We start from the raw sequence: 24,897 nt of genomic DNA, 5'->3' as shown, positions 1-24,897 counted from the left end.
TACTTACTTCTCCTCGGTACGGGTGTGGGTGACGGCGGGCTCGTTGCCGCCAAGGAGCAGATAGAGGACGGCCATGCGGATCGAGACGCCGTTGGTGACCTGCTCGACGACGGTGCAGCGGTCCGAGTCGGCGACCTCGGCGGTGATCTCCATACCGCGGACCATCGGGCCGGGGTGCATCACGATGGCGTGCTCGGGCATCCGCGCCATGCGGTCGCCGTCCAGGCCGTAGCGCCGCGAGTACTCGCGCTCGGTGGGGAAGAACGCCGCGTTCATCCGCTCGCGCTGCACGCGCAGCAGCATCACGGCATCGGACTTGGAGAGCGTCCTGTCGAGGTCGTAGGAGACCTCGCAGGGCCAGGCCTCGACGCCGACCGGCACGAGGGTGGGCGGTGCGACCAGGGTGACTTCGGCGCCGAGGGTGTGCAGCAGGTCGACGTTGGAGCGGGCGACGCGGCTGTGCAGGATGTCGCCGACGAGCGTGATCCGCTTGCCGGCCAGGTCCTGCCCTATGCCCGCGTCCCGGCCGACGAGCCGGCGTCGCATGGTGAAGGCGTCGAGCAGGGCCTGGGTGGGGTGTTGGTGGGTGCCGTCCCCGGCGTTGATGACGACCGCGTCGATCCAGCCGGACGTCGCGAGCCGGTACGGGGCTCCGGAGGCGCCGTGCCGGATGACGACGGCGTCGACGCCCATGGCTTCGAGCGTCTGGGCGGTGTCCTTGAGGGACTCGCCCTTGGAGACGCTCGATCCCTTGGCGGTGAAGTTGATGACGTCCGCGGAGAGGCGCTTCTCGGCGGCCTCGAAGGAGATCCGGGTACGGGTCGAGTCCTCGAAGAAGAGGTTGACGACGGTGCGGCCGCGCAGTGTCGGCAGCTTCTTGATCGGCCGGTCGGCGACCCGGGCCATCTCCTCGGCGGTGTCGAGGATCAGGACGGCGTCGTCGCGGGTGAGGTCGGCGGCCGAGATGAGATGACGCTGCATCTTTCAGGCTCCGTAAGGAAGTTCAGTTCGCGGGAGAATTCGGGCGCGCGGCAGTGCGAGGGCGCACGACAGATGACGTACGCACGCGCGTGGCTACTGCTCGCCGCCCGTGGAGGTCCGCTTCGCACCGAGCAGCACGGTGTCGCGACCGTCCTCCTCGGCGAGCTGGACCTTGACCGTCTCCCGCAACGACGTGGGGAGGTTCTTGCCGACATAGTCGGCGCGGATGGGCAGTTCACGGTGACCGCGGTCGACGAGGACCGCGAGCTGCACGGCGCGCGGACGGCCGATGTCGTTCAGCGCGTCGAGCGCCGCGCGGATCGTGCGGCCGGAGAAGAGCACGTCGTCGACGAGGACGACCAGGCGGCCGTCGATGCCGTCAGCGGGGATCTCGGTACGGGCCAGCGCTCGCGGTGGATGCATGCGCAGGTCGTCGCGGTACATGGTGATGTCGAGGGAGCCGACCGGGATCTTGCGGCCGGTGATCTCCGCCAGCTTCACGGCGAGCCGCCGGGCGAGGAAGACGCCCCGGGTCGGGATGCCGAGAAGCACCACGTCATCGGCGCCCTTGGCGCGCTCGACGATCTCGTGGGCGATGCGGGTCAGCACCCGCGCGATGTCGGGGCCTTCGAGAACGGGCCGCGCATCGGCTTCGTACTGCTGTTTGTCTTGCTCGGTGTCCATATGAAACGGACCTCCTTCTCCGCCTCACGGGACGGATCATTAAAGGACGTCGGAATTGCGCCATCCACGCTACCAGCCCGGCAACGCGCCTGATCACCCCCCTTCAAGCCATCGCCGGTGACGCCCACGGAAGAGTCGGTCCGGACCATTCGGCTTGACGGGGGAGAGTAACGCTGCGTAACCTCACAGTGAGTCACCAGAGTCACAAGCCGCGCGGCCGAGCCGCACGTTGATACAACGTCCGGGGAGCTATATGTCCAGCGAATACGCCAAACAGCTCGGGGCCAAGCTCCGGGCCATCCGCACCCAGCAGGGCCTTTCCCTCCACGGCGTCGAGGAGAAGTCCCAGGGACGCTGGAAGGCGGTCGTGGTCGGTTCGTACGAGCGCGGAGACCGCGCCGTCACCGTGCAGCGTCTTGCCGAGCTCGCGGACTTCTACGGGGTTCCGGTGCAGGAGCTGCTGCCCGGCACCACTCCGGGCGGGGCCGCCGAGCCGCCGCCGAAGCTGGTCCTGGACCTGGAGCGCCTGGCCCACGTGCCGGCGGAGAAGGCGGGCCCCCTGCAGCGCTACGCGGCGACGATCCAGTCGCAGCGCGGTGACTACAACGGCAAGGTGCTGTCGATCCGCCAGGACGACCTGCGCACGCTCGCCGTCATCTACGACCAGTCGCCCTCGGTCCTCACCGAGCAGCTGATCAGCTGGGGCGTCCTGGACGCGGACGCGCGCCGCGCGGTCTCCCACGACGAGGGCTGATCCCAGCCCGCACTTCAGCAGAAACGTGCCGCCGGGGTGGCCGGAACACATCGTTCCGGCCACCCCGGCGGCTTTCTGCGGCCCTCGGAGACCTCCCGGGCAGGGATACGCCGGAGGGCCCGCAGCGGACGTGCTGCGGGCCCTCCGGCGTTTTCATGACTTTCGCGCGCCGTTCCGTACGTCCTGAGGTTCGTCTCAGGACTCGTCCCGGCGCAGTGACGGCTTCAGGTCCTTGAGCCGGCCGAGGAGGCCGTTCACGAACGCGGGCGAATCGTCCGTGGAGAACTCCTTCGCCAGCTGCACCGCCTCGTCGAGCACCACGGCGTCCGGGGTCTCGTCGACCCAGATCAGTTCGTAGGCACCGAGGCGCAGGATGTTGCGGTCGACGACCGGCATCCTGTCGAGCGTCCAGCCGACGGAGTACTGCGCGATGAGGTCGTCGATCCGCCTCGCCTTGGTGGCGTACCCCTCGACCAGCTGCATCGTGTACTCGCTCACCGGCGGCTGCCGGGTGTCGGTCCGGGAGTGCCGGATCCAGTCCGCGAGGACCGTCTGAACGTCCGTGTCGCGTTGGTCGCCCTCGAAGAGGATCTGGAAGGCGCGCTTGCGGGCCGTGTTGCGGGCAGCCACGGTTAGCTGTTCACCCGGCCGAGGTAGTCGCTCGTGCGGGTGTCGACCTTGATCTTCTCACCGGTGGTGATGAAGAGCGGGACGTTGATCTGGTGACCGGTCTCCAGGGTGGCGGGCTTGGTGCCGCCGGTGGAGCGGTCGCCCTGGACGCCGGGCTCGGTCTCCTGGATGACGAGCTCGACGGCGGCCGGCAGCTCGACGAAGAGCACGGAGCCCTCGTGCTGCGCGACGGTGGCCGTGAAGCCCTCGATCAGGAAGTTGGCGGCACCGCCGACGGACTTGCGGTCGACCATCAGCTGGTCGTACGTGTCCATGTCCATGAAGACGAAGTACTCGCCGTCCATGTACGAGAACTGCATGTCACGCTTGTCGATCGTGGCCGTCTCGACCTTGACGCCGGCGTTGAACGTCTTGTCGACGACCTTGCCGGAGAGCACGTTCTTCAGCTTGGTGCGCACGAAGGCCGGGCCCTTGCCGGGCTTGACGTGCTGGAACTCGACGACGGACCAGAGCTGGCCTCCGTCGAGCTTGAGCACCAGGCCGTTCTTGAGGTCGTTCGTGGAAGCCACGGTTGCGGAATCTCCTGGACTGACGTGGACGACCCAGGGGCACGCGCGCAGCTCGAAGGCTAGAGCGCGAGCAGTTCCTTGGTCGTAATGGTGAGTAGCTCGGGTCCGCCGTCCGCCTCGGGGCGTACGACGAGCGTGTCATCGATCCGGACACCGCCCCGTCCCGGGAGGTGGACCCCCGGTTCGACGGTGACCGGCACGCAAGCGTCCAGTTTACCCATGGCTGCGGGAGCCAGCTGCGGGTCCTCGTCGATTTCGAGCCCCACACCGTGCCCGGTCAGCGGAGACAGGCCTTCCGTATACCCCGCGGAGTCCAGTACCTGGCGGGCCGCGCGGTCCACATCGCGGTAGGCGGCGCCCGGTGTCAGCGCCTCGCGTCCGGCGCGCTGGGCGGCGAAGACGAGGTCGTACAGCTCGATCTGCCAGTCGGCGGGCGAGGTCCCGATCACGAACGTACGGCCGATCTCGCAGCGGTAGCCGCGGTAGCTCGCGCCGAGGCAGACGGAGAGAAAATCTCCCTCCTCGACCCTTCGGTCCGTGGGCCGGTGGCCACGGCGCCCTGAGTTCGGCCCTGTACCGACCGAGGTCGCGAAGGCCGGGCCGTCGGCGCCGTGATCGACGAGGCGGCGCTCCAGCTCAAGCGCGAGATGGCGCTCGGTCCTGCCGACGAGGATCGATTCGAGGAGTTCGCCCAGCGCCTGATCGGCGATCTCGGCGCCGATCCGCAGACAGGAGATCTCCTCCTCGTCCTTGATCACCCGCAGCTGCTCCACCGCGCCGCCGAGGTCGGCCAAGCGCAGCCGTGGCGCCACCGAGCCGAGGGCACGGTGCCGGGTCACGGTCAGGTGGTGCTCCTCCACCGCGAGGGACTCGGCGCCCTGCGCGAGGGCCACATCGGCCGCGGCGACGGCCGGGTCACCGCCGGGGCCCGGCAGCACCTGCACGCGCAGCGCCTGGTCAGGGCGGCCTACCGCGGCCTCTCCGCTCGGCGGGCCGCCACAGAAGAGCAGATCCTCACCCCTGCCGAGCAGGAGGACGGCGCCGCGCGGGGCCGCGCCGGCGAGATACCTCACATTGGCCGGGCGGGTGACTAGCGCCGTAGCACTGCCGCCCGCCGTACAGCGCTCTCGGAGCCGCTCTCGGCGGGCCGCGTACACCTCTGACATAAACCGAGCGTACGAGCGGTTGCCCGATGCCGCCGGTTCAACGGGGCTGGACGGGCGGCAGGCCCGTCCGGACTACCACTGGGGCGGGCTGGCGATCGACCGCGCGAGGACGTCGTCCAGGACACGGGCCGTGGTCGGTACGTCGAGCTGCGAGTTGTCGATGATGGGGAGTCCCGAGCCGTACCAGCCGGCCATCCGGCCATGGATACGGGCGACTTCCTCGTCGGTGAGGCGGCGGTTTCCGGAGCGCTCGGCGTTGCGCTCCAGGACTATCTCCAGGCCCGGCAGCAGGACGACGGGCAGCAGGCCCGGCCCTACGTGGCGCTTCCAGCCGCCGAGGCCGACGACCGGGCGGTCCGGGAAGACGGCGTCGTCGAGGATGCAGGAGATGCCGTTGGCCAGGAAGTTCCGTGCGGCGAATCCGCAGGTACGGCGGGCCAGCCGGTACTGCGCCTCCGAATGGTCGTTCCACCCCGACTGTGGGTCGGCGAAGCCCGAGCGCACCCATTCCCGTACGTCGTCGAGGCTGATGTGGGCGGTGGGGACCCGGCGGTGGGCCGCCCAGTACTTGGCGACGCTGGTCTTCCCAGCGCCCGCGGGGCCGATGAGCAGCACCGCGAGCGTGATGGACGTGGGGTCGGCCTGGCCCGTGGCGGGCGGCGCGCTCGGCATGGCGACGGGTCCGCCCGGGGGCAGCTGCACATGGCCGGTGGTGTCCGGCTTGGGCGGCACCGGGGCGTGCTGCGGGGGCGTGTGATGCGGCACGTGTGAGTGGGGCGCCGCATGTCCCGGTGGCGGGCCGGTGAAGCCGGGGGCGGACGGTGGCGGGGGTACGGGACCCGGGTGTCCGGGCTGCGGTCCGGCCGGCGACCAGCCGGCGGCCGATCCCTGCCCCGGCTGGTGGGGCGGCGGCAGCGGAGCCCCCACTGCGTGCTGCATCCGGTGCCACTCCGTCTCGTACAGGCAATTGACGCTGGCGAACGGAGCCTCGGTCCCGCTCGCTACCGAACGGTACCTTCCCCGGCCGCCGTTGTGTGAACGGCCGGGGAGGGTGCGAAGTGCCCGTCGACCGGGGGCAAATCGGGCCAAGTGCGGGCCCGTTGGACGTTACGTTCTTAAGTCACTTCGCCGTGAGCCCTCTTGAGTCACGTCACCGTGAGCCGTCGATCCGCGCCTACTCCCCCACTTCGCCGTACGCGGCGAGGAGGACGGCCGGATCGGGCCCTTCCAGGACGGTCGGCTTGGCGAGGCCGTCCAGGACGATGAAGCGGAGCAGGTTGCCGCGGGACTTCTTGTCGACCTTCATGTTCTCCAGGAGCTTGGGCCACTGGTCGTAGCGGTAGCTCAGCGGAAGGCCGACGGACTCCAGGATCGTGCGGTGGCGGTCGGCGGTCGCGTCGTCCAGCCGGCCCGCGAGACGGCCGAGTTCGGCGGCGAAGTGCATCCCGACGGCGACGGCCGCGCCGTGCCGCCACTTGTAGCGCTCGTTCTTCTCGATGGCGTGCGCGAGGGTGTGCCCGTAGTTGAGGATCTCGCGCAGCCCGGACTCCTTGAGGTCGCCGGAGACGACCTCGGCCTTGACCTTGATGGACCGCTCGATCAGCTCGGCCGTGTGCGGACCGGCCGGCGTGCGGGCCGCCTCGGGGTCCTCCTCGATGAGCTCCAGGATCACCGGGTCGGCGATGAAACCGGCCTTGATGACCTCCGCGAGCCCGGACACGAAGTCGTTGACCGGCAGCGAGTCCAGCGCGGCCAGGTCGCAGAGCACACCGGCCGGCGGATGGAAGGAGCCGACGAGGTTCTTGCCCTCGGCCGTGTTGATGCCGGTCTTGCCACCGACCGCCGCGTCCACCATGGCCAGCACGGTGGTCGGGACCACGATCCAGCGCACCCCGCGGAGCCAGGTCGCCGCCACGAACCCGGCCAGGTCGGTGGTGGCGCCGCCGCCGACGCCCACGATGACGTCGGTGCGGGTGAAGCCGGACTGTCCCAGCGCCTTCCAGCAGTACGCGGCGACCTCGGCGGTCTTGGCCTCCTCGGCGTTCGGCACCTGGATGGCGACGGCCTCGTAGCCCTGCTCACCCAGGTCGGCGCAGAGGGCCGCACCGGTGTCGGCGAGCGACTCGGGGTGGATGACCGCGACCCGCTGGGCCTTGTCGCCGATCAACCCGCCGAGCTCACCGAGGAGTTGACGGCCGACCAGGACCTCGTAGGGGTCGGTGCCCGCGGTTCCGCCGACCTGGATGCGGGTCACTGCCTCGCTCATGCTTCCTTCAACTCCATTGCGTCGAGGACCGCTTGGGTGACCTCTTCGGGGGTGCGGTCGTCGGTTGCCACGACCGCCCGGGCGACTTCGGTGTACAGGTCGCGGCGCGCGTCCATCAGCTCGCGCCACTGCCGGCGCGGGTTGACGGCCAGCAGGGGCCTCGCCGTGTTGAGGCCGGTGCGCCTGACCGCTTCCTCGACGTCCATCGAGAGGTACACGACCTGGTGCCCGGCGAGCAGAGCGCGTGTCTCCTCGTCCAGGATCGCGCCGCCGCCGAGCGCCAGGACACCGTCGTGCTCGGCCAGCGCCCGCTTCACGGCCTGCTTCTCGATCGCGCGGAAGACCGGCTCGCCCTCGTCGACGAAGATGTCGGCGATGGTGCGGCCCTGCTCCCCCACGATGTCGTCGTCGGTGTCCCGGTAGACACAGCCGAGCCGCTCGGCGACCAGCGCGCCCACCGTGGACTTGCCCACTCCCATCGGGCCGACGAGGACGATCCGCGGACCGGTCACCGTACGACCAGGTTCTCGAGGTAGGACCGCACGTTGCGGCGCGTCTCTGGGACGCTGTCCCCGCCGAACTTCTCCGCGACGGCGTCCGCGAGAACCAGCGCCACCATCGCCTCCGCGACGATCCCGGCGGCCGGAACCGCGCACACGTCCGAGCGCTGGTGGTGCGCCTTGGTCGCCTCGCCGGTGGCCACGTCGATGGTCGCCAGCGCGCGCGGCACGGTCGCGATCGGCTTCATCGCCGCCCGTACGCGCAGCAGCTCACCGGTGGTCAGACCGCCCTCGGTGCCGCCGGAGCGACCCGAGGTGCGCCGGATACCGTCCTCGGTGCGGACGATCTCGTCGTGCGCCTGCGAGCCCGGCACCCGGGCCAGCTCGAAACCGTCGCCGACCTCGACACCCTTGATCGCCTGGATACCCATGAGCGCGGCCGCGAGCCGGGCGTCCAGCCGCCGGTCCCAGTGCACGTGCGAGCCGAGTCCCACCGGCACGCCGTACGCCAGCACCTCGACCACACCGCCGAGCGTGTCGCCGTCCTTGTGGGCCTGGTCGATCTCCGCGACCATCGCCTTCGACGTGTCGCTGTCCAGGCAGCGCACCGGATCGGCGTCGAGCTTCGCCACGTCGGAGGGCTTGGGGTAGACGCCGTACGGGGCCTTCGCCGCCGCCAGCTCGACGACGTGCGAGACGATCTCGATCCCGGCCGTCTCCTTGAGGTACGAACGGGCCACCGCACCCAGCGCCACCCGCGCCGCCGTCTCCCGCGCGCTCGCCCGCTCCAGGATCGGCCGGGCCTCGTCGAAGCCGTACTTCTGCATGCCCGCGAGGTCCGCGTGACCGGGCCGGGGCCGGGTCAGCGGGGCGTTGCGGGCGACATCGGCGAGGATCTCCGGATCGATGGGGTCGGCCGACATGACCTGTTCCCACTTGGGCCACTCGGTGTTGCCGACCATGATGGCCACCGGCGAACCGAGGGTGAGCCCGTGGCGTACGCCGCCCAGGAAGGTGATCTCGTCGCGCTCGAACTTCATCCGGGCACCGCGCCCATAGCCGAGCCGCCGCCGGGCCAGATGGTCCGCCACCATGTCCGTGGTGATCGGCACGCCGGCGGGAAGTCCCTCCAGCGTCGCGACAAGTGCGGGACCGTGGGATTCCCCCGCGGTCAGCCAGCGCAACCTGCTCAACGGTGCTCCTCATGCTCGCGCCCTGGTACTGCTGCTGCGTACGCGCGTCCTCGCGTACCGCGACGGCGCGACCGGGTGCGCGGCCCTGGCCCGCCACCCCGATCCTCCCACGTCCACGTATGGGAACCGGTCACAGGTCCAGCAGACGGACGGACGCTGTGCGGGCAGGGAGGGATCAGTGCCCGCCGGCGAGCGCGTGCTCGCCCGCCTTCCGCATGGCATCGAGCGGCGCGGGGGAACGCCCGGTCATCTGCTCGACCTGGAGCACCGCCTGGTGCACCAGCAGGTCGAGCCCGCTGACCACGGCACCGCCGTACGCCGACCAGCGCGCCGCGAGCTCGGTCGGCCACGGGTCGTACAGCACGTCGAACAAGGTGGCGGGACGCTCGGGAATGGCCGCGGCCAGCGCGTCCGTCGTACCCGCCGGGGTCGTGGCGATCACGAGCGGCGCGTGCAGTGCCTGCTCGGCGTCCGCCCAGTCCTGAGTCCGCACCTCCAGGCCGAGCCGCTCGCCCCACTGCCGCATCTCGGCGGCCCGCTCCGCGCTACGGACGTAGGCGACGACCTCGCCTGTACAGATCCGGGCCAGCGCGGCGAGCGCCGACGAAGCGGTGGCACCTGCGCCGAGGACCGCGGCGGAGTCCACCTGCTCGATACCCCGCTCGCGCAGGGCGGCGACCATCCCGGGGATGTCGGTGTTGTCGCCGACGCGTCGGCCGTCCGCGGTGAGCACCACGGTGTTGACCGCCTCTACGGAGGCCGCCGTCTCACTCACCTCGTCGAGCAGCGGAATCACGGCCCGCTTCAGCGGCATGGTCAGCGACAGCCCCGCCCACTCCGGTCCGAGCTTCTCGAAGAACCCGGGCAGCGACTCCTCATCGACGTCGAAACGGTCGTACGACCAGTCGCTGAGGCCGAGTTCCTCGTAGGCGGCGCGATGCAGCACCGGGGAGAGGGAGTGGGCGATCGGAGAACCGAGTACGGCGGCCCGGCGTGCGTCAGCTGCCTGAGCTGTCATTGAACTTGTCCTTGAGCTCCTGGAATTCCGCGTATGTCTTGGCGAACTCCGTCTTGTTCTGACCGTCGGTCGCCACGAAGTAGATCCAGCCGTCCTTGGTGGGATTCAGCGCCGCCTTCAACGCGTCGTCACCAGGGTTGTCGATGGGCCCGGGCGGGAGGCCCTTCTGCGTGTACGTGTTGTACGGGTCCTGGTTACTGTTGATCTCGGACTCGCTGATGTTGATCTTACTCTGACCCTTCAAATAGTTGAAGGTCGAGTCGAACTGCAACAGCTGGTTGGTCTCCGTGTTCGTGGACTTCAGCCGGTTGTAGATGACCTCCGACATCTTGCGGAAGTCGTCATGCGTCTTCCCCTCGGCCTGAACGAGACTCGCGACGGTGAGAAGCTCCAACGGGTTCTTCAGTTTCAGGCCCTCGGCCTTGGACTCAAGGCCGTAGTCGGCGTACTTCTCCTTGGCCAGGTCGACCATCTGCTTCAGGACTTCCTTGGGCTCCATCCCCTTGGAAACGGGATAGCTGGAGGGGAAGAGGAATCCTTCCAGCGGGTCCTTGATGTCCTTGTCCGTGTTCGCCCAGTCAGGAAGACCGAGGCTCTCCCAGTCTTTCTCCGCAACGCCCTTGGTCGTGCCTTTCTTGACCTCAAGACGGGCGTCGATCTTCTCGTAGATCGTCGAATTGCGTGAACCCTCGGCAATGATCAGATTGTTGCGACTTTCAGGGCTGAGCATCAGCGCGACGACACTTTCCCCGGACATTTCCTTCTTGAGCGTGTAGACACCCGCCTGAATGGAATTTCCCTTGGGATTCTGAGATTGCGCAGTCACAAAAGCGTCGACACTCTTGACGACACCGGCATCCTTCAAGGTCTGCCCAATCGTATAACCGACTGCGCCCTTTGGAATGGTGACGTTCACGCTTTCGCTCGTGCCGTCCCCGGCATAATCGGGCGCCGCGCCAAAACGATTCTGGTAAAACTGGTAGCCGAAATACCCGACTCCGCCGATCCCGCCCCCGAAGACCAGGACGACCACCAGACAGGCACACCCGCTGCGGCGTTTCTTGCCCTTGCCGCCGCCTCGGCCCTTCTTGTCACCGCGTCCGCCGCGGCCCTTCGGATCGTCGTCGTCCGCATCGTCATCATCGTCGCCGCCCCCGGCGAAGAAGGCGTGCTCCCCCTGGTCCGGTCCGGGATCCCAGTCGGTCTTCGGCTCGGGTTCGGCGCGACGGCGGGCCGGCGGCTCGGGGGGCGGGTAGGCGTCGGGGGTCCCGTACTGGTCGGGCTGCTCAGCGCCGTACGCGACGGGCTGGCCCCCGTACGGGTCGGCCGGGTCGGCGGCGTAGGGGACCTGCTGTTGCGCCCCGTTGCCCCAGCCACTGTTGTCGTACTGCTGCTGACCCTGACCGCCGTACTGCGGCTGGCTCTGGTCCACGTACTGCTGTTGCTGACCCTGGTCCGCGTACGGCTGCTGCCCTTGACCACCGTACGGCTGCTGACCCTGGCCGCCGTACTGCTGCTGGCTCTGGTCCGCGTACTGCTGCTGCCCTTGGTCGACATAGGACTGCTGGTTCTGAGCAGGGAACTGCCCCTGGCCCTGGCCCTGCCCCTGATATTGCTGCTGGTCCTGGCCGTACCCGCCCTGCTGACCAGCGGCCCAGTCGCCGTACTGCTGGTGCTGCTGCTGGTGCTGCTGCTGTTGCGGCTGCTGCGGATACTGCTGCGGCTGGCCGCCGTAGGGGGACTGGCCGTCTTCGGCCTGTCCTCCCCATCCGTTGTCCCCGAACAACGGGTCCTCCGGATGCCACGGTTCGGAGCCTGGGCCCCGGCCATACTCAGTCATTGATCCCCTAGAGCCGCGAGGCGGCGGGCACGCGGTGCTTGCGGCACCGCCTCCGTTCCGTCTCTTCTGCTGTGCGGTGGCTGTTCGAACAGAGCCGCATCGCGCGGAACGTTACCGTATCGCGATCAGACAACCACTTCGACGCCCTCGCCCGGAGATTTACCCGACACCCGTTCGGACTCCAAAGCCTGCTGAAGGATGATCACGGCGGCTGCCTGATCGATGACGGACCTGCCCTTCTTGGACTTCACGCCCGAGGCGCGCAGGCCCTGACTGGCCGTCACCGTGGTCATGCGCTCGTCGACGAGTCGGACCGGAACGGGAGCGATGCCCTGGGCGAGGTGCTGGGTGAAGGCACGGACCTTGACCGCGGCCGGGCCCTCGCCACCCTTGAGGGAGCGAGGGAGGCCGACGATCACCTCGATCGGTTCGTATTCCTCGACGAGCTGCTTCAACCGGCGGTGCGCGGCGGGGACGTCGCGCCCCGGGACCGTCTCGACCGGAGTCGCGAGGATCCCGTCGGGGTCGCACGAGGCGACCCCGATACGGGCATCCCCGACGTCGATCGCGAGACGACGTCCTCTGCGCATGTCCGGTGGCCCTACTTGGCCGTCTCGGCGACGAGCCGCTCGACCGCGTCGATGGCGTCGCCGATGGCGGCCGGGTTCTGGCCGCCGCCCTGGGCGACGTCCGGCTTGCCGCCACCGCCGCCGCCGAGGGTCTTGGCAGCCGTACGGACCAGGTCGCCGGCCTTGAGGCCCCGCTCGCGGGCGGCTTCGTTGGTGGCGATGACCGTGAGCGGCTTACCGTTGGCCGTCGTGAACAGGGCCACAACGGCGGCCCGTCCACCCTGGATGCGGCCGCGCACATCGAGGACCAGCTTGCGCAGATCGTCGGCGCTTGTGCCGTCCGGGACCTGGCCGGTGACGAGAGCGACACCGCGTACGTCCTTGGCGGAGTCGACGAGACCGCCGGCGGCCTGGAGGACCTTCTCCGCGCGGAACTTCTCGATCTCCTTCTCGGCGTCCTTCAGCTTGCCGAGCATGGCGGAGATCTTCTCCGGAAGCTCCTCGGAGCGGCCCTTGACCAGTTCCTGGAGCTGGGCGACGACCGTGTGCTCGCGGGCCAGGAAGTTGTACGCGTCCACGCCGACCAGGGCCTCGATACGGCGTACGCCGGAGCCGATGGACGACTCGCCCAGCAGCTTGACCAGGCCGAGCTGGGCGGTGTTGTGGACGTGCGTGCCGCCGCACAGCTCCTTGGAGAAGTCGCCGATGGTGACGACGCGGACGCGCTCGCCGTACTTCTCGCCGAACTCGGCGATGGCGCCCTGCTTCTTGGCCTCGTCGAGGCTCAGGACCTCGGCGTGCACGTCCAGGTCGCGGGCGAGCACCTCGTTGATCTGCTGCTCGACATCGGCCATCACCGTGTGCGGTACGGCGGCCGGGGAGCCGAAGTCGAAGCGGAAACGGCCGGGCTGGTTCTCGGAACCGGCCTGGGCGGCCGTCGGGCCGAGGGCGTCGCGCAGGGCCTGGTGCGTGAGGTGCGTGGCCGAGTGGGCGCGGGCGATGGACTTGCGGCGGTGGGCGTCGATGGAGGCCTGGGCCTTGGCACCGACGGTGACCTCGCCGACCTGGACGACACCCTTGTGGACGTACACGCCCGGGACCGGCTTCTGGCAGTCGCGGACCTCGACGACGGCACCGGTGTCGAGCCTGATCCGCCCGGTGTCGCCGATCTGGCCGCCGCCCTCGGCGTAGAACGGGGTGCGGTCGAGGACGATCTCGACCTCGTCGCCCTCGGTGGCAGCGGGCGACGAGGCGCCGTCGACCAGGATGCCGACGATCGTCGACTCGCCCTCGGTCCGGTCGTAGCCGATGAAGTCGGTCTCACCGGCGGCGTCGGCGATCTGGCGGTAGGCGCCGAGGTCGGCGTGGCCGGTCTTCTTGGACCGGGCGTCGGCCTTGGCCTTGTCCCGCTGCTCCTTCATCAGGCGGCGGAAGCCGTCCTCGTCCACCGAAAGGCCCTGTTCGGCGGCCATTTCGAGGGTGAGGTCGATCGGGAAGCCCCAGGTGTCGTGGAGCAGGAAGGCCTTGTCGCCGGCCAGCACCTTGCCGCCGGCGGCCTTGGTCTCCGTGACGGCGGTGTCGAGGATGTTCGTACCGGCCCGCAGCGTCTTGACGAAGGCGGCCTCCTCGGCAAGAGCCACGGTCTCGATGCGCTTGCGGTCGGAAACCAGCTCCGGATACTGCTGGCCCATCATCTCGATCACGATGTCCACGAGGTCCTGCACGACCGGGCCGGTGGCTCCGAGCAGCCGCATGTTGCGGATGGCGCGGCGCATGATGCGGCGCAGCACATAGCCACGGCCCTCGTTGCCGGGCGAGACTCCGTCGCCGATGAGCATCACGGACGTACGCATGTGGTCGGTGACCACGCGCAGGGAGACGTCGGAGTCCGGGGCGGCGCCGTATTCGACGCCGGTCAGCTCGGTGGCCTTGTTGATGACAGCCATGGAGGTGTCGATCTCGTACAGGTTCTGCACGTCCTGCAGAATCATGGCGAGGCGTTCCAGGCCAAGGCCGGTGTCGATGTTCTTGCTGGGCAGGTCGCCGAGGATCTCGAAGTCGTCCTTCGAGGTGCCCTCGCCGCGCTCGTACTGCATGAAGACCAGGTTCCAGATCTCCACGTACCGCTCGTCGTTGACGGCCGGGCCGCCCTCGACGCCGAACTCAGGACCGCGGTCGTAGTTGATCTCGGAACACGGGCCACAGGGTCCGGGGACGCCCATGGACCAGTAGTTGTCCTTCTTGCCGAGGCGCTGGATGCGCTCGGCGGGGACGCCGATCTTCTCGCGCCAGATCTGCTCGGCCTCGTCGTCGTCGAGGTAGACCGTGATCCACAGGCGCTCCGGGTCGAGCCCGTAACCGCCCTTGTCCTGGGGCGAGGTGAGCAGCTCCCAGGCGTAGGTGATGGCGCCTTCCTTGAAGTAGTCGCCGAAGGAGAAGTTGCCGCACATCTGGAAGAACGTGCCGTGCCGGGTGGTCTTGCCGACCTCTTCGATGTCGGGCGTGCGTACGCACTTCTGCACGCTGGTGGCGCGCGGCCACGGCGGCTTGACCTCACCGAGGAAGTACGGCTTGAAGGGGACCATGCCCGCGGGGACCAGGAGCAGAGTCGGGTCGTCCGCGATGAGCGACGCCGAGGGGACGACGGTGTGACCGCGCTCCTCGTAGAAGCTCAACCAGCGGCGGCGAATCTCGGCCGACTCCATCAGTGGTCCTCATTCCGGTTGTACGTGTACGTCGACCTCTCGACGTACGTCGGGTTCTTGCTGTAGTCCGAGCTGTTGCGGTTCTCGATCGCGGCGCGGCGTCGGGGGCCCGGCAGTTCGTGGTCGACGGACGCGTTCAGACCGAGCACCTCGTCGAGTTCGGCCTCCCGCTGGACCATGCCGTCGCGGACGTCGAGCGCGAAGTCCTTGAGCCGGTGACCCGCGTCGATCGCCTTGTTCGCGGCCTGTGCCGCGAGGCTTTCGGGGGTCAGCTGCTTGAGCTTGCGGTTGACTTTGGTGGTGGCCCACACACCGGCGGCTGCGCCCGCGGTGAACCAGAACGTACGGCGGAACATCGCTGCGTCAGTCCTTCTTCCGCTTTCCCCGTCGCGCCGACGGGACGGTGCGGCCCACGATCACGGTGCGGCGGGACGCCTTGGGGGGCTCGTTCTCACGACGGCCTCCGATGGCCCGGCGCACGCCGTAGCCGAACGCCGCGACCTTGACCAGGGGGCCGCCGAAGGTCGAGGCGACCGTGGTGGACAGCGCCGACGCGTTCGACGTGACCTCCTGGACGTCGGAGGCGATGGCGTCGACGCGGTCGATCTGGGTCTGCGCGGAGCGGACCGCCGAGGAGGCGTCGGCAAGCAGGGGGACGGCCTGGTCGGTCACGTCCGCCACGAGCTTGGTGGTCGCCTTGAGCGTCTGGGCCAGCCTCGCCAGCGCGACGGCGAGAAAGGAGACCAGGATCGCCCAGAAGACGGCCACCAGGATCCCGGCCACCTCTCCACCGGACACTGTCCGCACCCGCTCCCTGATACGTGCATGGAACATCGGAAACCAAAATTACAGTTTCCCGAGCCTATCGCGCCGAGGCCGTCGCTCCGTACCGCATTACCGCCGCCCGGCACCAGAGCTGCGGCAAGCGATTGTACGGACCGCATACGGGTCAGTACGCTCCGTGTCCCATGCGAGGCTTTCAGCGCTCCGGCCGTTCACCGCTCGGCAACCTGCCCCTGGAACTCAACACGTTCGTGGGCCGCTCGACCGAACTCGCCCACCTCGCCGAGGCGCTGGAGACATCCCGCCTGGTGACGGTGACGGGCGTGGGAGGCGTCGGCAAGTCACGGTTCGCGGCGCGCGGCGCGGCGCGGACGGACGTACGCGACGGGGCTTGGCGCGTGGACCTGTCCGCGGTGCGTGAGCCGGACCTCGTCGAGCACACCGTCGTCGAGGCTCTCAGCCTGACGGATCAGACCTCGCGGCCGCCGCGTCAGGTCCTTCTCGAGGATCTCGCCGAGCGTCAACTCCTGCTGGTTCTGGACGGGTTCGAGCATCTGGTGGACGTGTGCGCCTCGCTGGTGGGCGAGCTGCTGAGGTGTGCGCCGGGGCTGCGGGTGCTCGCCGTGGGGCGTCGGCCCCTGGACCTGGAGGGCGAGCGGCTGTTCCCGCTGGCACCGCTGGCCGAGCACGAGGCGGCGGAGCTGTTCGAGGACCGGGCGGCGGCCCGGGTGCCCGGGTTCGCGCTGGACGGCGGCAACCGGCCCGACGTCCGGGAGCTGTGCCGGCGCCTCGACGGGATCCCGCTCGCCGTCGAGCTGGCGGCGGGGCGGCTGAGCACCCTCTCCCCCGCGCAGCTGCTGTCCCGCCTGGAGGACCGCTTCCGGCTGCTGACGGGGGGCGGGCGCGACGCACTGCCGCGGCACCAGACCTTGCGTACGGCGATCGGCTGGAGCCATGAGCTGTGTACGCCCGAGGAGCGGCTGCTGTGGTCGCGCCTGTCGGTGTTCGCGGGGCAGTTCGACCTGGAGGCCGCCGAGTACGTGTGCAGCGGGGAGGGACTGCACAGCGACGACGTTCTCGATGTCCTGGGCGAGCTGCTCGCGCAGTCCGTGCTGTCCCGCGAGGAGACCGCGGCGGGCGTGCGCTATCGGATGCTGGACACGGTCGGCGCGTACGGAGCGCACTGGCTGGAGGCGACGGGCGACGGCCCACGGCTGCGCCGCCGCCACCGCGACTGGTACATGGGCCTGGCCACCTGGTGCGAGTTGGACTGGTTCTCGCCGCGGCAGGGCGAGGTCGCCACGCGCGTGGAGACGGAGCTGCCCAATCTGCGCCGCGCGCTGGAGCACTGTCTGACCGAGCCGGGTGAGGCGCATCTGGGCCAGTACCTCGCGGGCACCCTCTGGTTCTACTGGGTCGGCTGCGGCCGGCTGTCGGAGGGGCGGCACTGGCTGCAGCGCGGCGTCGAACTCGACAGCGATCGTGATCAGTCGCGGCTCAAGGCGCTGTGGGTGCTGGGCTATGTGGCGGTTCTGCAGGGCGACATGGTCCCCGCTCTGACCGCGTTGCAGGAGTGCCGTGCGGAGGCGGACCGTACCGGCAACGCCACCGCGGTGGCGTATGCAGAGCACCGCACCGGCTGCCTGGCCCTGCTCTCGGACGACATGCCGCACGCCGAATCCCTGCTGCGCTCGGCACTGGACCGCTACCACGTGATCGGCGAACTCAACAGCAATGTGCTGATGGGCCAGGTCGAGCTGGCGATGGCCCTGGCGTTCCAGGGGGATCTGCCGGCTGCGGTGAATCTGTGCGAGGACGTCCGCCAGGTGTGCGAGGACCACGGCGAGCGCTGGGCGCTGGCGTACGCGTTGTACGTCCTGGCGTACGGGGCCCAGGCCAAGGGCGATCAGGCACGGGCCCGGCGTCTCCTGGAGGAGGGCATCGGCATCGGCCACGCCTTCAACGATCTGCTCGGCACGGTCCTCGCGATCGAGCTGCTCGCGCTGGTCACCGCGGATGAGGGCGATCCGGCGGAGGCCGCCCTGCTTCAGGGGGCTGCTTCCCGCATGTGGCCGTCGGTGGGGCTGCCGCTGTTCGGCTCGGCGTACTACAACGCGCCGCACGAGCAGTGCGAGGCGAATGCCCGGGAGCGGCTGGGCGACGGGCGGTACGAGGAGTGCGTACGGGAAGGGGCGCGCCTCGGGCAGGAGGCGGCGGTGTCGCGGGCGCTGGCGCGAGCCGGAGTCCGGCCGCTCGGTGCGCTGTCGGCGCCGCGCGCGCTGCCTCCGAACATGCGCAAACCCGTCGTCTCGCCCACCTCGAAGGGCGGGGAGACGACGGGCTGACACGCAGGTGGTGCTACGTCCGCCGGAGAATGATCAGCGGGCGTAGTACTCGACGACGAGCTGCTCGTCGCAGATCACCGGGATCTCCTTGCGGTTCGGCTCGCGGTCCAGGCGGAACGCCAGGGCACCGAGATTCACCTGGAGGTAGCGCGGGGTCTCGCCGTCGGGGGCGAACCCACCGGCGCGGGAGACCTCGAACAGCGTCTTGCTGCGGCTGCGCTCGCGGACCATCACGACGTCGTCGGGCTTGACGCGGAAGGACGGCTTGTCGACCTTGCCACCGTTGACCTCGATGTGGCCGTGGACGACCATCTGGCGGGCCTGGTAGATCGTGCGGGCGATGCCCGAACGCAGAACCAGGGCGTCGAGACGACGCTCCAGCTCGATGACCAGGGCCTCACCGGTCTTGCCCTGCGTCTTGGCGGCACGCTCGTAGGCGCGGACGAGCTGACGCTCGGACACGTCGTACTGCGCGCGCAGACGCTGCTTCTCGAGCAGACGGACCTTGTAGTCCGAGTTCTGCTTACGGCCACGGCCGTGCTCGCCCGGCGGGTAGGGGCGGGCCTCGAAGTACTTGACGGCCTTCGGGGTCAGCGCGATGCCGAGGGCACGCGACTTCTTGACCTTGGGGCGGGGCTGATTCGCCACTCTCTGTCTCTCTTTTCGGGTTTCGGCTCACCAGAGTTAAGGGAGGTCGCATCCGCAGCCTGGGAAACCCCGCGGGCCCTTACGGACCTGCTGGGCAGCCGCTCCCTGGACTGGGCACATACGTGCAGCACGCGAGTGGCCCACCGACCGTTTCCCGATGCCGGGAGGGTGGTGGGCTGCCCGCGACACCTTCGACGGTGCGCGACGCTCCTGGAATCCCCCTTGGAGGCGGGGCTCCGGCTGGATGTCCCGTTCTGGTGGTGCCGACCGGAGCCGGACACGGGACGCAGCGCTTCGAGGATTCTACAGGGTGGTCAGGACCGCCCTCGACCGAGGTGCTTCCTGGTCCATTCCACCGCGTCCGCGTAGCGCGCCTCGGCGCCGTGGCGGGTCGGGGTGTAGTACTCCCGGTCCTTGAGCTCCTCCGGGGCGTACTGCTGGGGGGCGATGCCCTCGGGCAGGTCGTGCGGATACACGTACCCCTGCGCGTGACCGAGCTTGGCGGCTCCCTTGTAGTGCCCGTCGCGCAGATGCATCGGTACGGGGCCCGCGTGCCCCTTGCGTACGTCCTCCATGGCGGCGCCGATCGCCATCGTCGCGGCGTTGGACTTCGGGGCCAGGGCTAGGGCGATGGTGGCGTGGCTGAGGGTGAGCGCGGCCTCGGGGAAGCCGATCATCGCGACGGCCTGGGCGGCCGCGACGGCTATCGGCAGCGCGTTCGGATCGGCCAGGCCGATGTCCTCGCTGGCGGAGATCATCAGGCGGCGGGCGATGAAGCGGGGGTCCTCACCGGCCTCGATCATCCGGGCCAGGTAGTGCAGGGCGGCGTCCACATCGGAACCGCGGATGGACTTGATGAGGGCGCTCGCCACGTCGTAGTGCTGGTCGCCGTCGCGGTCGTACGTCACGGCGGCTCGGTCGACGGTCTCCTCCAAGGTCTGGAGGGTGATCTCGGGCTCACCTTTGTCGATCGCGGCCCCGGCGGCGGCCTCCAGGGCGGTGAGCGCGCGGCGGGCGTCACCGCCGGCGATCCGCAGCAGGTGTTCCTCCGCGGCCTCGGGGAGGGTGACGGCGTCCTTGAGGCCGCGCTCGTCGGAGAGCGCGCGCTTGAGGAGGCCGCGCAGGTCGTCGTCGCTGAGCGGTTCGAGGGTGAGGAGGAGGGAGCGGGAGAGCAGGGGCGAGATCACCGAGAAGTACGGGTTCTCGGTGGTAGCGGCGATCAGCGTCACCCAGCGGTTCTCGACGGCCGGGAGGAGGGAGTCCTGCTGGGCCTTGCTGAAGCGGTGGATCTCGTCGAGGAAGAGGACGGTCTCCTTGCCGAAGCCGCCGGTGGCACGGCGGGCGCTCTCGATGACCGCGCGCACTTCCTTGACGCCCGCTGTGATCGCGGAGAGCTCGACGAAGCGCTTGTTCGTGGCCTTGGAGACCACGTACGCCAAGGTCGTCTTGCCGGTGCCGGGTGGGCCCCAGAGAATCACCGAGGAGGGTCCGGCCGGGCCTCCACCGCTCTCGCCGACCAGTCTGCGCAGGGGTGAGCCCGGCTTCAGCAGATGCTGCTGGCCCACGACCTCGTCGAGGACGCGCGGGCGCATCCGGACCGCCAGGGGACTGCTGGACGGGTCCTTCTCCTGGCGTTCTTCCGCTGCGGCGGTGAATAGGTCGGGCTCCACGGACAAAACCCTATGTCACGCCACTGACATTCCCCTCGGGGCTGTCATCGGAGCTGTCAGCTGGTCCAGAAGTCCCACCAGCGCGTCAGGATCAGCATCCCGATGATCCCGATGTGCAGCACCGGCAGGACCCAGGTGAACTCGCCGAAGAAGCTCTTCAGCCAGTTCGGCGCGGGCAGGAAGCCGTTGCGGATGTTGGACGAGGTCACGTACCAGAACATGATGATCGTGGCGACCCACGCCAGGCAGCACCACAGGCACAGCGAGTTGATGCGGTAAAGCGACTGGAACTGCAGCCAGGTGCAGAATCCGACGCCGAAGAGCGTGCCGAAGTTGAAGGTCAGCCAGTACCAGCGCGGGAAGGTGGTGCGAGCCAGCAGGCTCATGCCGACGCCGATCACGATGGCGTACGTCACAAGGCCGAGCATCGGGTTGGGGAATCCGAAGGCCTCGGCCTGGTCGCTCTTCATGATGTTGCCGCAGGACACGACCGGGTTCAGGCTGCACCCGGGCACGAAGTCCGGGTTCTCCAGCAGCTTGAACTTGTCGATCGTGATGACCCACGCGGCAAGGAGGCCTGCCGCACCGGTGATCACCAGCAGCAGGGCGAGCGCACGACTGCCGCCGACCGTCCGCGGAGCGGTGACGGTGCGGTCGTCGTGGTCGGTGGAGGCGTCCTTGACTGTCGTCTTGCTCATCACGCCGTTTCCGTAGCTTCGAAGGGGCCTGCGGGCACGGATATTGTGCCGCACGCACACGTGTGTCCACCGTTCGATGGACATAAGGAAGTACGCACGGTCGTCCCGGAGAGCTCGGTCCGGCGGGAGGCTTGTCGGCATGACAACTCACGGGGACCAACTCGCGGTGGACGTACGGGGCCTGCGCAAACGGTACGGCGATGTGACCGCCGTCGACGGCATCGATCTCAGCATCCGGCAGGGCGAGGTGTTCGGTCTGCTCGGGCCCAACGGAGCCGGCAAGAGCACCACCGTGGAGATCCTCCAGGGCAACCGCGGGCGGGACGCGGGCGAGGTCTCCGTGCTCGGCGCGGATCCCGCGAGCGCCAAGCGCGCCTGGCGCTCGCGCGTCGGCATCGTATGGCAGGACGAATCCGCGCCCGCCGAGTTGACGGTGCGGGAGACCGTGCGGCATTTCGCCCGCTATTACCCGAGGCCGCGCGATCCGGAGGAAGTCATCGGCCTGGTCGGCCTGGAGGAGAAGGCCGGCAGTCGCGTCAAGGCACTCTCCGGCGGTCAGCGCAGGCGCCTCGACGTGGCACTCGGCGTGATCGGCCGCCCTGAGCTGCTGCTCCTGGACGAGCCGACGACCGGCTTCGACCCGGCGGCCCGGCGGCAGTTCTGGGAGCTGATCCGGAAGCTGTCCGCCGAGGGCACGACGATCCTGCTGACCACGCACTACCTGGAGGAGGCGGAGGCGCTCGCGCACCGGCTCGCGGTCATCGCGAAGGGGCAGGTTGTCGCCGAGGGCGAGCCCTCCGCGCTGCGGGAGCAATTCGGCACCGGGGCCACCGTGGAGTGGACGGAGCCCGACGGCACGCCGCGCGCCGAGCACACAGTCACGCCCACACGAACGGTCGCCGAGCTGACCCGCCGCTTCGACGGCGAGATTCCGGGACTGCGCGTGCTCCGCCCCACCTTGGAGGACGTCTATCTGCGACTGACCGGACAGGAGGGCGGGCGATGACCACGACCGCCGTACGCACACATGAAGAGACCGTTGCCGGGCGACTTCCCGGGGTCTGGGGGCTCGGGCTCCACCAGGGCGTCCTGGAGCTCAAGCAGTTCTTCCGCCAGCGCGAGCAGGTGGTGTTCACCTTCGCCTTCCCGGTCGTCTTCCTCTTCCTCTTCGCGTCGATCTTCAGCGACGACGTGGAGGGTGCGGGCATCACCGCCTCGCAGCTGTACGTCCCCGCGATGATGGCCGCCGGGATCATGTCCACCAGCTTCCAGTCCCTCGGCATCTCGATCGCGATCGAACGGGACGAGAAGGTGCTGCGCCGGCTGCGCGGCACGCCGATGCCACCGGCCGCGTACTTCCTCGGCAAGATATGGCTGGTTCTCGTGACCGGCGCCCTGGAGACCGCCGTACTGCTCCTGGTCGGCACGACGCTGTACGACGTCGATCTGCCCTCGGACGTCGGCACGTGGTTCGACTTCGCCTGGGTCTTCGTCCTGGGGCTCACGGCGTGCGCTCTGCTCGGCATCGCCATCAGCTCGGTCCCCAAGTCCGGCAGGAGCGCCACCTCTGTGGTCGTACTGCCCTTCCTGGTACTGCAGTTCATCTCCGGGGTGTACATCGCGATCGACACGATCCCGGACTGGATGCTGAACGTCGGCGCTCTGTTCCCGCTGAAGTGGATGTGCCAAGGGCTGCGCGGTGTGTTCCTGCCGGAGTCGGCGAGCGTCCTTGAACAGGCGGGCAGTTGGGAGTTCGGGCGGATCGCCCTGGTGCTCGGGGCGTGGTGCGTCGGAGGATTGCTGCTGTGTCTGCTGACCTTCCGGTGGAAGAACCGGCGCGACGGATGAGTGCCGGTGCTCCGGGCAGGCCTCTTGACGATCCGGACCCGGCGCCGATCGGGGCGCTGGAGCCGAACGGGCCGCGCGAGTCGAACACCTGGGACCGCTCGTTCCGGCTGTGGGACTCGTACTTCGTGATCGTGTGGGTGGCCACTCTGGTATTCGTGCTCGGCACGGACTATCCGGCGTGGCACGTACGCGTCGCGGCGGGCGGGCTGCTCCTGCTGCTCATTCCCTGGTACCTCGTGGTCGGGCGCCCCATCCTCACCTCCGAAGTCCCGGACGAGCGCCTCGCCCTTGCCTACATAGCGGGCGCGATCCTGCTCTTCCTGCCGCCCGGCGTCCTGGTCGGTGAGACCCGCCTGATGACGTTCGCGCTGGTACCCCAGTGCTTCATCGCACTGCGCCTGCGCCGGGCCCTGACAGCCGTGACCGTCATCAACATCGCCCCGGTGGTGGGCTGGGCCGCGCTGTGGTGGCCCAGCGATCAGGACGTCTTCTTCAACTCGGTCTTCGCCGTGGTCACCCTCGTCTTCTCGGCGGCCGTCGGCAGCTGGGTCATCCGCATCATCGAGCAGAGCCAGGAACGGGCGGTGCTGATCACGGAGTTGGACGCCAGCCGTCATGAGATCTCCCGCCTCTCGGCCGCGCACGGCGCGCTGGCCGAGCGCGAGCGGTTCTCCCGAGAGATCCACGACACCCTCGCGCAGGGCTTCACCAGCCTGTTGATGCTCGTCCAGGCCGTCGAGGCAGAACTCGACCGCGATCCGCCCGAAGCTCGCCGCCACCTGGCCCTGATGGCCGAGACCGCCCGGCAGAACCTCGCCGAGGCGCGGGCCCTGGTCATCGGAGGCACACCCGCCGACCTGGACGGCGCCTCGCTGCCCGACGCACTGCGCCGCCTCGCCGCCCGCCATGACGCGACCGTCGAGGTGAGCGGTCCGGTGCGCGCGGTCCCTGCCGGGCCCGAGGTGGTCGTCCTGCGCACCTGCCAGGAGGCGCTCACCAACGCCCGCAAGCACGCGGGCAGTTCGGCCACGGTCAGCATCGCCCTGGAGTACGCCGCCGAAGCCCTCACCGTGTCCGTGCGTGACGACGGCCGCGGCTTCGATCCCGCGGCGCCGGTCAGCGGCTACGGCCTCGCAGGGCTGCGCTCCCGGGCGGCCGAAGTGGGCGGCACCGCACAGGTGCGCAGTTCACCCGGCGCCGGTACCACCGTCACCGTCCGCCTGCCCGTCTCCAGGAGTGGCCCGTGATCCGGATCGTCCTCGCCGACGACCATCCCGTCGTACGCGAAGGGCTGCGCGCGATGCTCAGCGCCGAGCCCGACCTCGACGTGGTGGGCGACGCGTCCAGCGGTCCGCAGGCGGAGGCAATGGCCGCCGAACTCCGGCCCGACATCGTGCTCATGGACCTGCGCATGCCGGGAGGCGGGGGTGTCGACTCGATCGTCCGGATGACCGCGGCCGGGCTGACCTGCCGGGTCGTCGTACTGACGACGTACGAGACGGACAGGGACATCCTTCGGGCCGTGGAGGCGGGGGCGGCGGGATACCTGCTCAAGGACCTGCCACGGGGTCAACTCGCGGACGCCGTGCGGGCGGCGGCCCGCGGGGAGACCGTTCTCGCCCCGTCCGTGGCCGCGCGGCTCGTCGACCAACTGCGTACGAAGCCGGAGCGGCCGCGGTTGTCCGAGCGCGAGACGGCTGTTCTCCGACTGGTCGCCGAGGGGTGCACCAACGCCGAGATCGGGCGCCGGATGTTCATCGGGGAGTCCACCGTGAAGACCTATTTGCTAAGGGTCTTCGGGAAGTTGGGGGTGGCCGACCGGACGGCTGCGGTTACGTGTGCGATGCGGCTCGGGTTGCTGGAGTGAGATCTCTTCGCCCCCTCCGCCGCTGACCGTCCCGTACTTCCGGGGCTCCGCCCCGTTTCAGCCCGTCAGGCGTTTGAGGACGAGGCCGTCCAGGCCGACAGCGGGGGCCTGGGGGCGGCAGCCCCCAGGAACGGAACGGGAAGGGGCGGAGGGGGCGAAAAAC

The 24,897-nt window shown here is 69.3% G+C and carries 24 protein-coding genes; 6 read left to right on the top strand and 18 right to left on the bottom strand.

The genetic code is table 11. From position 1 onward, the window contains the following. Positions 1–3: 3 nt before the first annotated feature. Positions 4–981 carry an aspartate carbamoyltransferase catalytic subunit gene (locus tag AB0N66_RS23675; RefSeq protein WP_365438453.1) on the bottom strand — a complete coding sequence of 326 codons (978 nt, stop codon included), beginning with the start codon at positions 979–981 and terminating at the stop codon, positions 4–6. 93 nt (positions 982–1,074) lie between these two features. Next, positions 1,075–1,665 carry a bifunctional pyr operon transcriptional regulator/uracil phosphoribosyltransferase PyrR gene (gene pyrR, locus AB0N66_RS23670; RefSeq protein WP_365438451.1) on the bottom strand — a complete coding sequence of 197 codons (591 nt, stop codon included), beginning with the start codon at positions 1,663–1,665 and terminating at the stop codon, positions 1,075–1,077. Positions 1,666–1,918: 253 nt separating this feature from the next. Here pyrR and bldD point away from each other — a divergent pair, with 253 nt between their 5' ends. Further along, on the top strand, positions 1,919–2,419 hold the full coding sequence (gene bldD / locus AB0N66_RS23665; protein ID WP_067366005.1) for a transcriptional regulator BldD: 501 nt from the start codon (positions 1,919–1,921) through the stop codon (positions 2,417–2,419). A 195-nt stretch (positions 2,420–2,614) separates the two neighbouring features. Here bldD and nusB read toward each other — a convergent pair whose 3' ends face one another. The 13 genes from nusB to AB0N66_RS23600 all read right to left on the bottom strand — a co-directional run bounded on the left by nusB (position 2,615) and on the right by AB0N66_RS23600 (position 15,682). Beyond that, a complete protein-coding gene (gene nusB, locus AB0N66_RS23660) occupies positions 2,615–3,049 on the bottom strand; it encodes a transcription antitermination factor NusB (RefSeq protein ID WP_365438449.1) in 435 nt (144 codons plus the stop codon). Between the two features lie 2 nt (positions 3,050–3,051). Further along, a complete protein-coding gene (efp, locus tag AB0N66_RS23655; protein WP_365438447.1) occupies positions 3,052–3,618 on the bottom strand; it encodes an elongation factor P in 567 nt (188 codons plus the stop codon). A 59-nt stretch (positions 3,619–3,677) separates the two neighbouring features. Then, positions 3,678–4,784 carry an aminopeptidase P family protein gene (locus tag AB0N66_RS23650; protein ID WP_365438445.1) on the bottom strand — a complete coding sequence of 369 codons (1,107 nt, stop codon included), beginning with the start codon at positions 4,782–4,784 and terminating at the stop codon, positions 3,678–3,680. 72 nt (positions 4,785–4,856) lie between these two features. After that, on the bottom strand, positions 4,857–5,723 hold the full coding sequence (locus AB0N66_RS23645) for a Pro-rich N-terminal domain-containing protein (protein WP_365438443.1): 867 nt from the start codon (positions 5,721–5,723) through the stop codon (positions 4,857–4,859). A gap of 235 nt (positions 5,724–5,958) precedes the next feature. After that, positions 5,959–7,050: a 3-dehydroquinate synthase gene (gene aroB, locus AB0N66_RS23640; protein ID WP_365438441.1), complete on the bottom strand. Its 1,092-nt coding sequence runs from the start codon at positions 7,048–7,050 to the stop codon at positions 5,959–5,961. Continuing rightward, entirely contained in the window at positions 7,047–7,529 is a 483-nt protein-coding gene (locus tag AB0N66_RS23635; RefSeq protein WP_365438645.1) for a shikimate kinase, read from the bottom strand. Before AB0N66_RS23635 ends, aroB begins: the two co-directional genes overlap by 4 nt. Positions 7,530–7,558: 29 nt before the next feature. Further along, a complete protein-coding gene (gene aroC, locus AB0N66_RS23630; RefSeq protein ID WP_365438439.1) occupies positions 7,559–8,743 on the bottom strand; it encodes a chorismate synthase in 1,185 nt (394 codons plus the stop codon). 175 nt (positions 8,744–8,918) lie between these two features. Then, on the bottom strand, positions 8,919–9,761 hold the full coding sequence (locus AB0N66_RS23625) for a shikimate dehydrogenase (protein WP_365438437.1): 843 nt from the start codon (positions 9,759–9,761) through the stop codon (positions 8,919–8,921). After that, positions 9,742–11,601, bottom strand: a complete 1,860-nt coding sequence (gene mltG / locus AB0N66_RS23620; protein WP_365438435.1) for an endolytic transglycosylase MltG — start codon at positions 11,599–11,601, stop codon at positions 9,742–9,744. The genes AB0N66_RS23625 and mltG overlap by 20 nt, the downstream gene beginning before the upstream one ends. 125 nt (positions 11,602–11,726) lie before the next feature. Continuing rightward, positions 11,727–12,191 (bottom strand): Holliday junction resolvase RuvX, encoded by a 465-nt coding sequence (gene ruvX, locus AB0N66_RS23615; protein ID WP_365438433.1) that lies wholly within the window; start codon positions 12,189–12,191, stop codon positions 11,727–11,729. 11 nt (positions 12,192–12,202) lie between these two features. Next, positions 12,203–14,875: an alanine--tRNA ligase gene (alaS, locus tag AB0N66_RS23610; protein WP_365438431.1), complete on the bottom strand. Its 2,673-nt coding sequence runs from the start codon at positions 14,873–14,875 to the stop codon at positions 12,203–12,205. Beyond that, positions 14,875–15,231: a DUF6167 family protein gene (locus tag AB0N66_RS23605; RefSeq protein WP_365438429.1), complete on the bottom strand. Its 357-nt coding sequence runs from the start codon at positions 15,229–15,231 to the stop codon at positions 14,875–14,877. Before AB0N66_RS23605 ends, alaS begins: the two co-directional genes overlap by 1 nt. 7 nt (positions 15,232–15,238) lie before the next feature. Beyond that, a complete protein-coding gene (locus AB0N66_RS23600; protein ID WP_365438643.1) occupies positions 15,239–15,682 on the bottom strand; it encodes a DUF948 domain-containing protein in 444 nt (147 codons plus the stop codon). A gap of 161 nt (positions 15,683–15,843) precedes the next feature. On the opposite strand from AB0N66_RS23600, the gene AB0N66_RS23595 reads away from it, so the two are divergent. Continuing rightward, on the top strand, positions 15,844–18,003 hold the full coding sequence (locus AB0N66_RS23595) for a regulator (RefSeq protein ID WP_365438427.1): 2,160 nt from the start codon (positions 15,844–15,846) through the stop codon (positions 18,001–18,003). A gap of 33 nt (positions 18,004–18,036) precedes the next feature. On the opposite strand, the gene rpsD is transcribed toward AB0N66_RS23595, so the two are convergent. The 3 genes from rpsD to AB0N66_RS23580 form a co-directional block, all read right to left on the bottom strand. Next, entirely contained in the window at positions 18,037–18,651 is a 615-nt protein-coding gene (gene rpsD / locus AB0N66_RS23590; RefSeq protein WP_365438425.1) for a 30S ribosomal protein S4, read from the bottom strand. Positions 18,652–18,965: 314 nt separating this feature from the next. Further along, a complete protein-coding gene (locus tag AB0N66_RS23585; protein ID WP_365438423.1) occupies positions 18,966–20,321 on the bottom strand; it encodes a replication-associated recombination protein A in 1,356 nt (451 codons plus the stop codon). Positions 20,322–20,377: 56 nt separating this feature from the next. Further along, entirely contained in the window at positions 20,378–21,019 is a 642-nt protein-coding gene (locus AB0N66_RS23580) for a vitamin K epoxide reductase family protein (protein ID WP_365438422.1), read from the bottom strand. A 139-nt stretch (positions 21,020–21,158) separates the two neighbouring features. Between AB0N66_RS23580 and AB0N66_RS23575 the strand changes: the two genes are divergently transcribed. From AB0N66_RS23575 to AB0N66_RS23560, 4 genes are read left to right on the top strand one after another with little or no spacing between them, the layout of a single operon-like run. Beyond that, positions 21,159–22,025: an ABC transporter ATP-binding protein gene (locus AB0N66_RS23575; protein ID WP_365438421.1), complete on the top strand. Its 867-nt coding sequence runs from the start codon at positions 21,159–21,161 to the stop codon at positions 22,023–22,025. Further along, positions 22,022–22,867: an ABC transporter permease gene (locus tag AB0N66_RS23570; RefSeq protein ID WP_365438420.1), complete on the top strand. Its 846-nt coding sequence runs from the start codon at positions 22,022–22,024 to the stop codon at positions 22,865–22,867. The genes AB0N66_RS23575 and AB0N66_RS23570 overlap by 4 nt, the downstream gene beginning before the upstream one ends. Then, positions 22,864–24,114, top strand: a complete 1,251-nt coding sequence (locus AB0N66_RS23565) for a sensor histidine kinase (protein WP_365438419.1) — start codon at positions 22,864–22,866, stop codon at positions 24,112–24,114. Before AB0N66_RS23570 ends, AB0N66_RS23565 begins: the two co-directional genes overlap by 4 nt. Further along, positions 24,111–24,734, top strand: a complete 624-nt coding sequence (locus AB0N66_RS23560; RefSeq protein ID WP_365438417.1) for a response regulator transcription factor — start codon at positions 24,111–24,113, stop codon at positions 24,732–24,734. Before AB0N66_RS23565 ends, AB0N66_RS23560 begins: the two co-directional genes overlap by 4 nt. The last annotated feature ends 163 nt before the right edge of the window (positions 24,735–24,897 follow it).

Source organism: Streptomyces sp. NPDC093544, from assembly GCF_040683495.1.
Lineage (GTDB): Bacteria > Actinomycetota > Actinomycetes > Streptomycetales > Streptomycetaceae > Streptomyces.
The sequence above is the reverse complement of the archived record's forward strand: the minus strand, read 5'-3'. Positions and strand labels throughout refer to the sequence as shown.

Coding starts and splice junctions, on each gene's coding strand:
- AB0N66_RS23675 (WP_365438453.1), bottom strand. CDS start 981: ATGCAGCGTCATCTCATCTCGGCCGCCGACCTCACCCGCGACGACGCC.
- pyrR (WP_365438451.1), bottom strand. CDS start 1,665: ATGGACACCGAGCAAGACAAACAGCAGTACGAAGCCGATGCGCGGCCC.
- bldD (WP_067366005.1), top strand. CDS start 1,919: ATGTCCAGCGAATACGCCAAACAGCTCGGGGCCAAGCTCCGGGCCATC.
- AB0N66_RS23650 (WP_365438445.1), bottom strand. CDS start 4,784: ATGTCAGAGGTGTACGCGGCCCGCCGAGAGCGGCTCCGAGAGCGCTGT.
- AB0N66_RS23645 (WP_365438443.1), bottom strand. CDS start 5,723: ATGCAGCACGCAGTGGGGGCTCCGCTGCCGCCGCCCCACCAGCCGGGG.
- aroB (WP_365438441.1), bottom strand. CDS start 7,050: ATGAGCGAGGCAGTGACCCGCATCCAGGTCGGCGGAACCGCGGGCACC.
- AB0N66_RS23635 (WP_365438645.1), bottom strand. CDS start 7,529: ATGGGAGTGGGCAAGTCCACGGTGGGCGCGCTGGTCGCCGAGCGGCTC.
- AB0N66_RS23625 (WP_365438437.1), bottom strand. CDS start 9,761: ATGACAGCTCAGGCAGCTGACGCACGCCGGGCCGCCGTACTCGGTTCT.
- mltG (WP_365438435.1), bottom strand. CDS start 11,601: ATGACTGAGTATGGCCGGGGCCCAGGCTCCGAACCGTGGCATCCGGAG.
- ruvX (WP_365438433.1), bottom strand. CDS start 12,191: ATGCGCAGAGGACGTCGTCTCGCGATCGACGTCGGGGATGCCCGTATC.
- alaS (WP_365438431.1), bottom strand. CDS start 14,875: ATGGAGTCGGCCGAGATTCGCCGCCGCTGGTTGAGCTTCTACGAGGAG.
- AB0N66_RS23605 (WP_365438429.1), bottom strand. CDS start 15,231: ATGTTCCGCCGTACGTTCTGGTTCACCGCGGGCGCAGCCGCCGGTGTG.
- AB0N66_RS23595 (WP_365438427.1), top strand. CDS start 15,844: ATGCGAGGCTTTCAGCGCTCCGGCCGTTCACCGCTCGGCAACCTGCCC.
- AB0N66_RS23580 (WP_365438422.1), bottom strand. CDS start 21,019: ATGAGCAAGACGACAGTCAAGGACGCCTCCACCGACCACGACGACCGC.
- AB0N66_RS23575 (WP_365438421.1), top strand. CDS start 21,159: ATGACAACTCACGGGGACCAACTCGCGGTGGACGTACGGGGCCTGCGC.
- AB0N66_RS23570 (WP_365438420.1), top strand. CDS start 22,022: ATGACCACGACCGCCGTACGCACACATGAAGAGACCGTTGCCGGGCGA.
- AB0N66_RS23565 (WP_365438419.1), top strand. CDS start 22,864: ATGAGTGCCGGTGCTCCGGGCAGGCCTCTTGACGATCCGGACCCGGCG.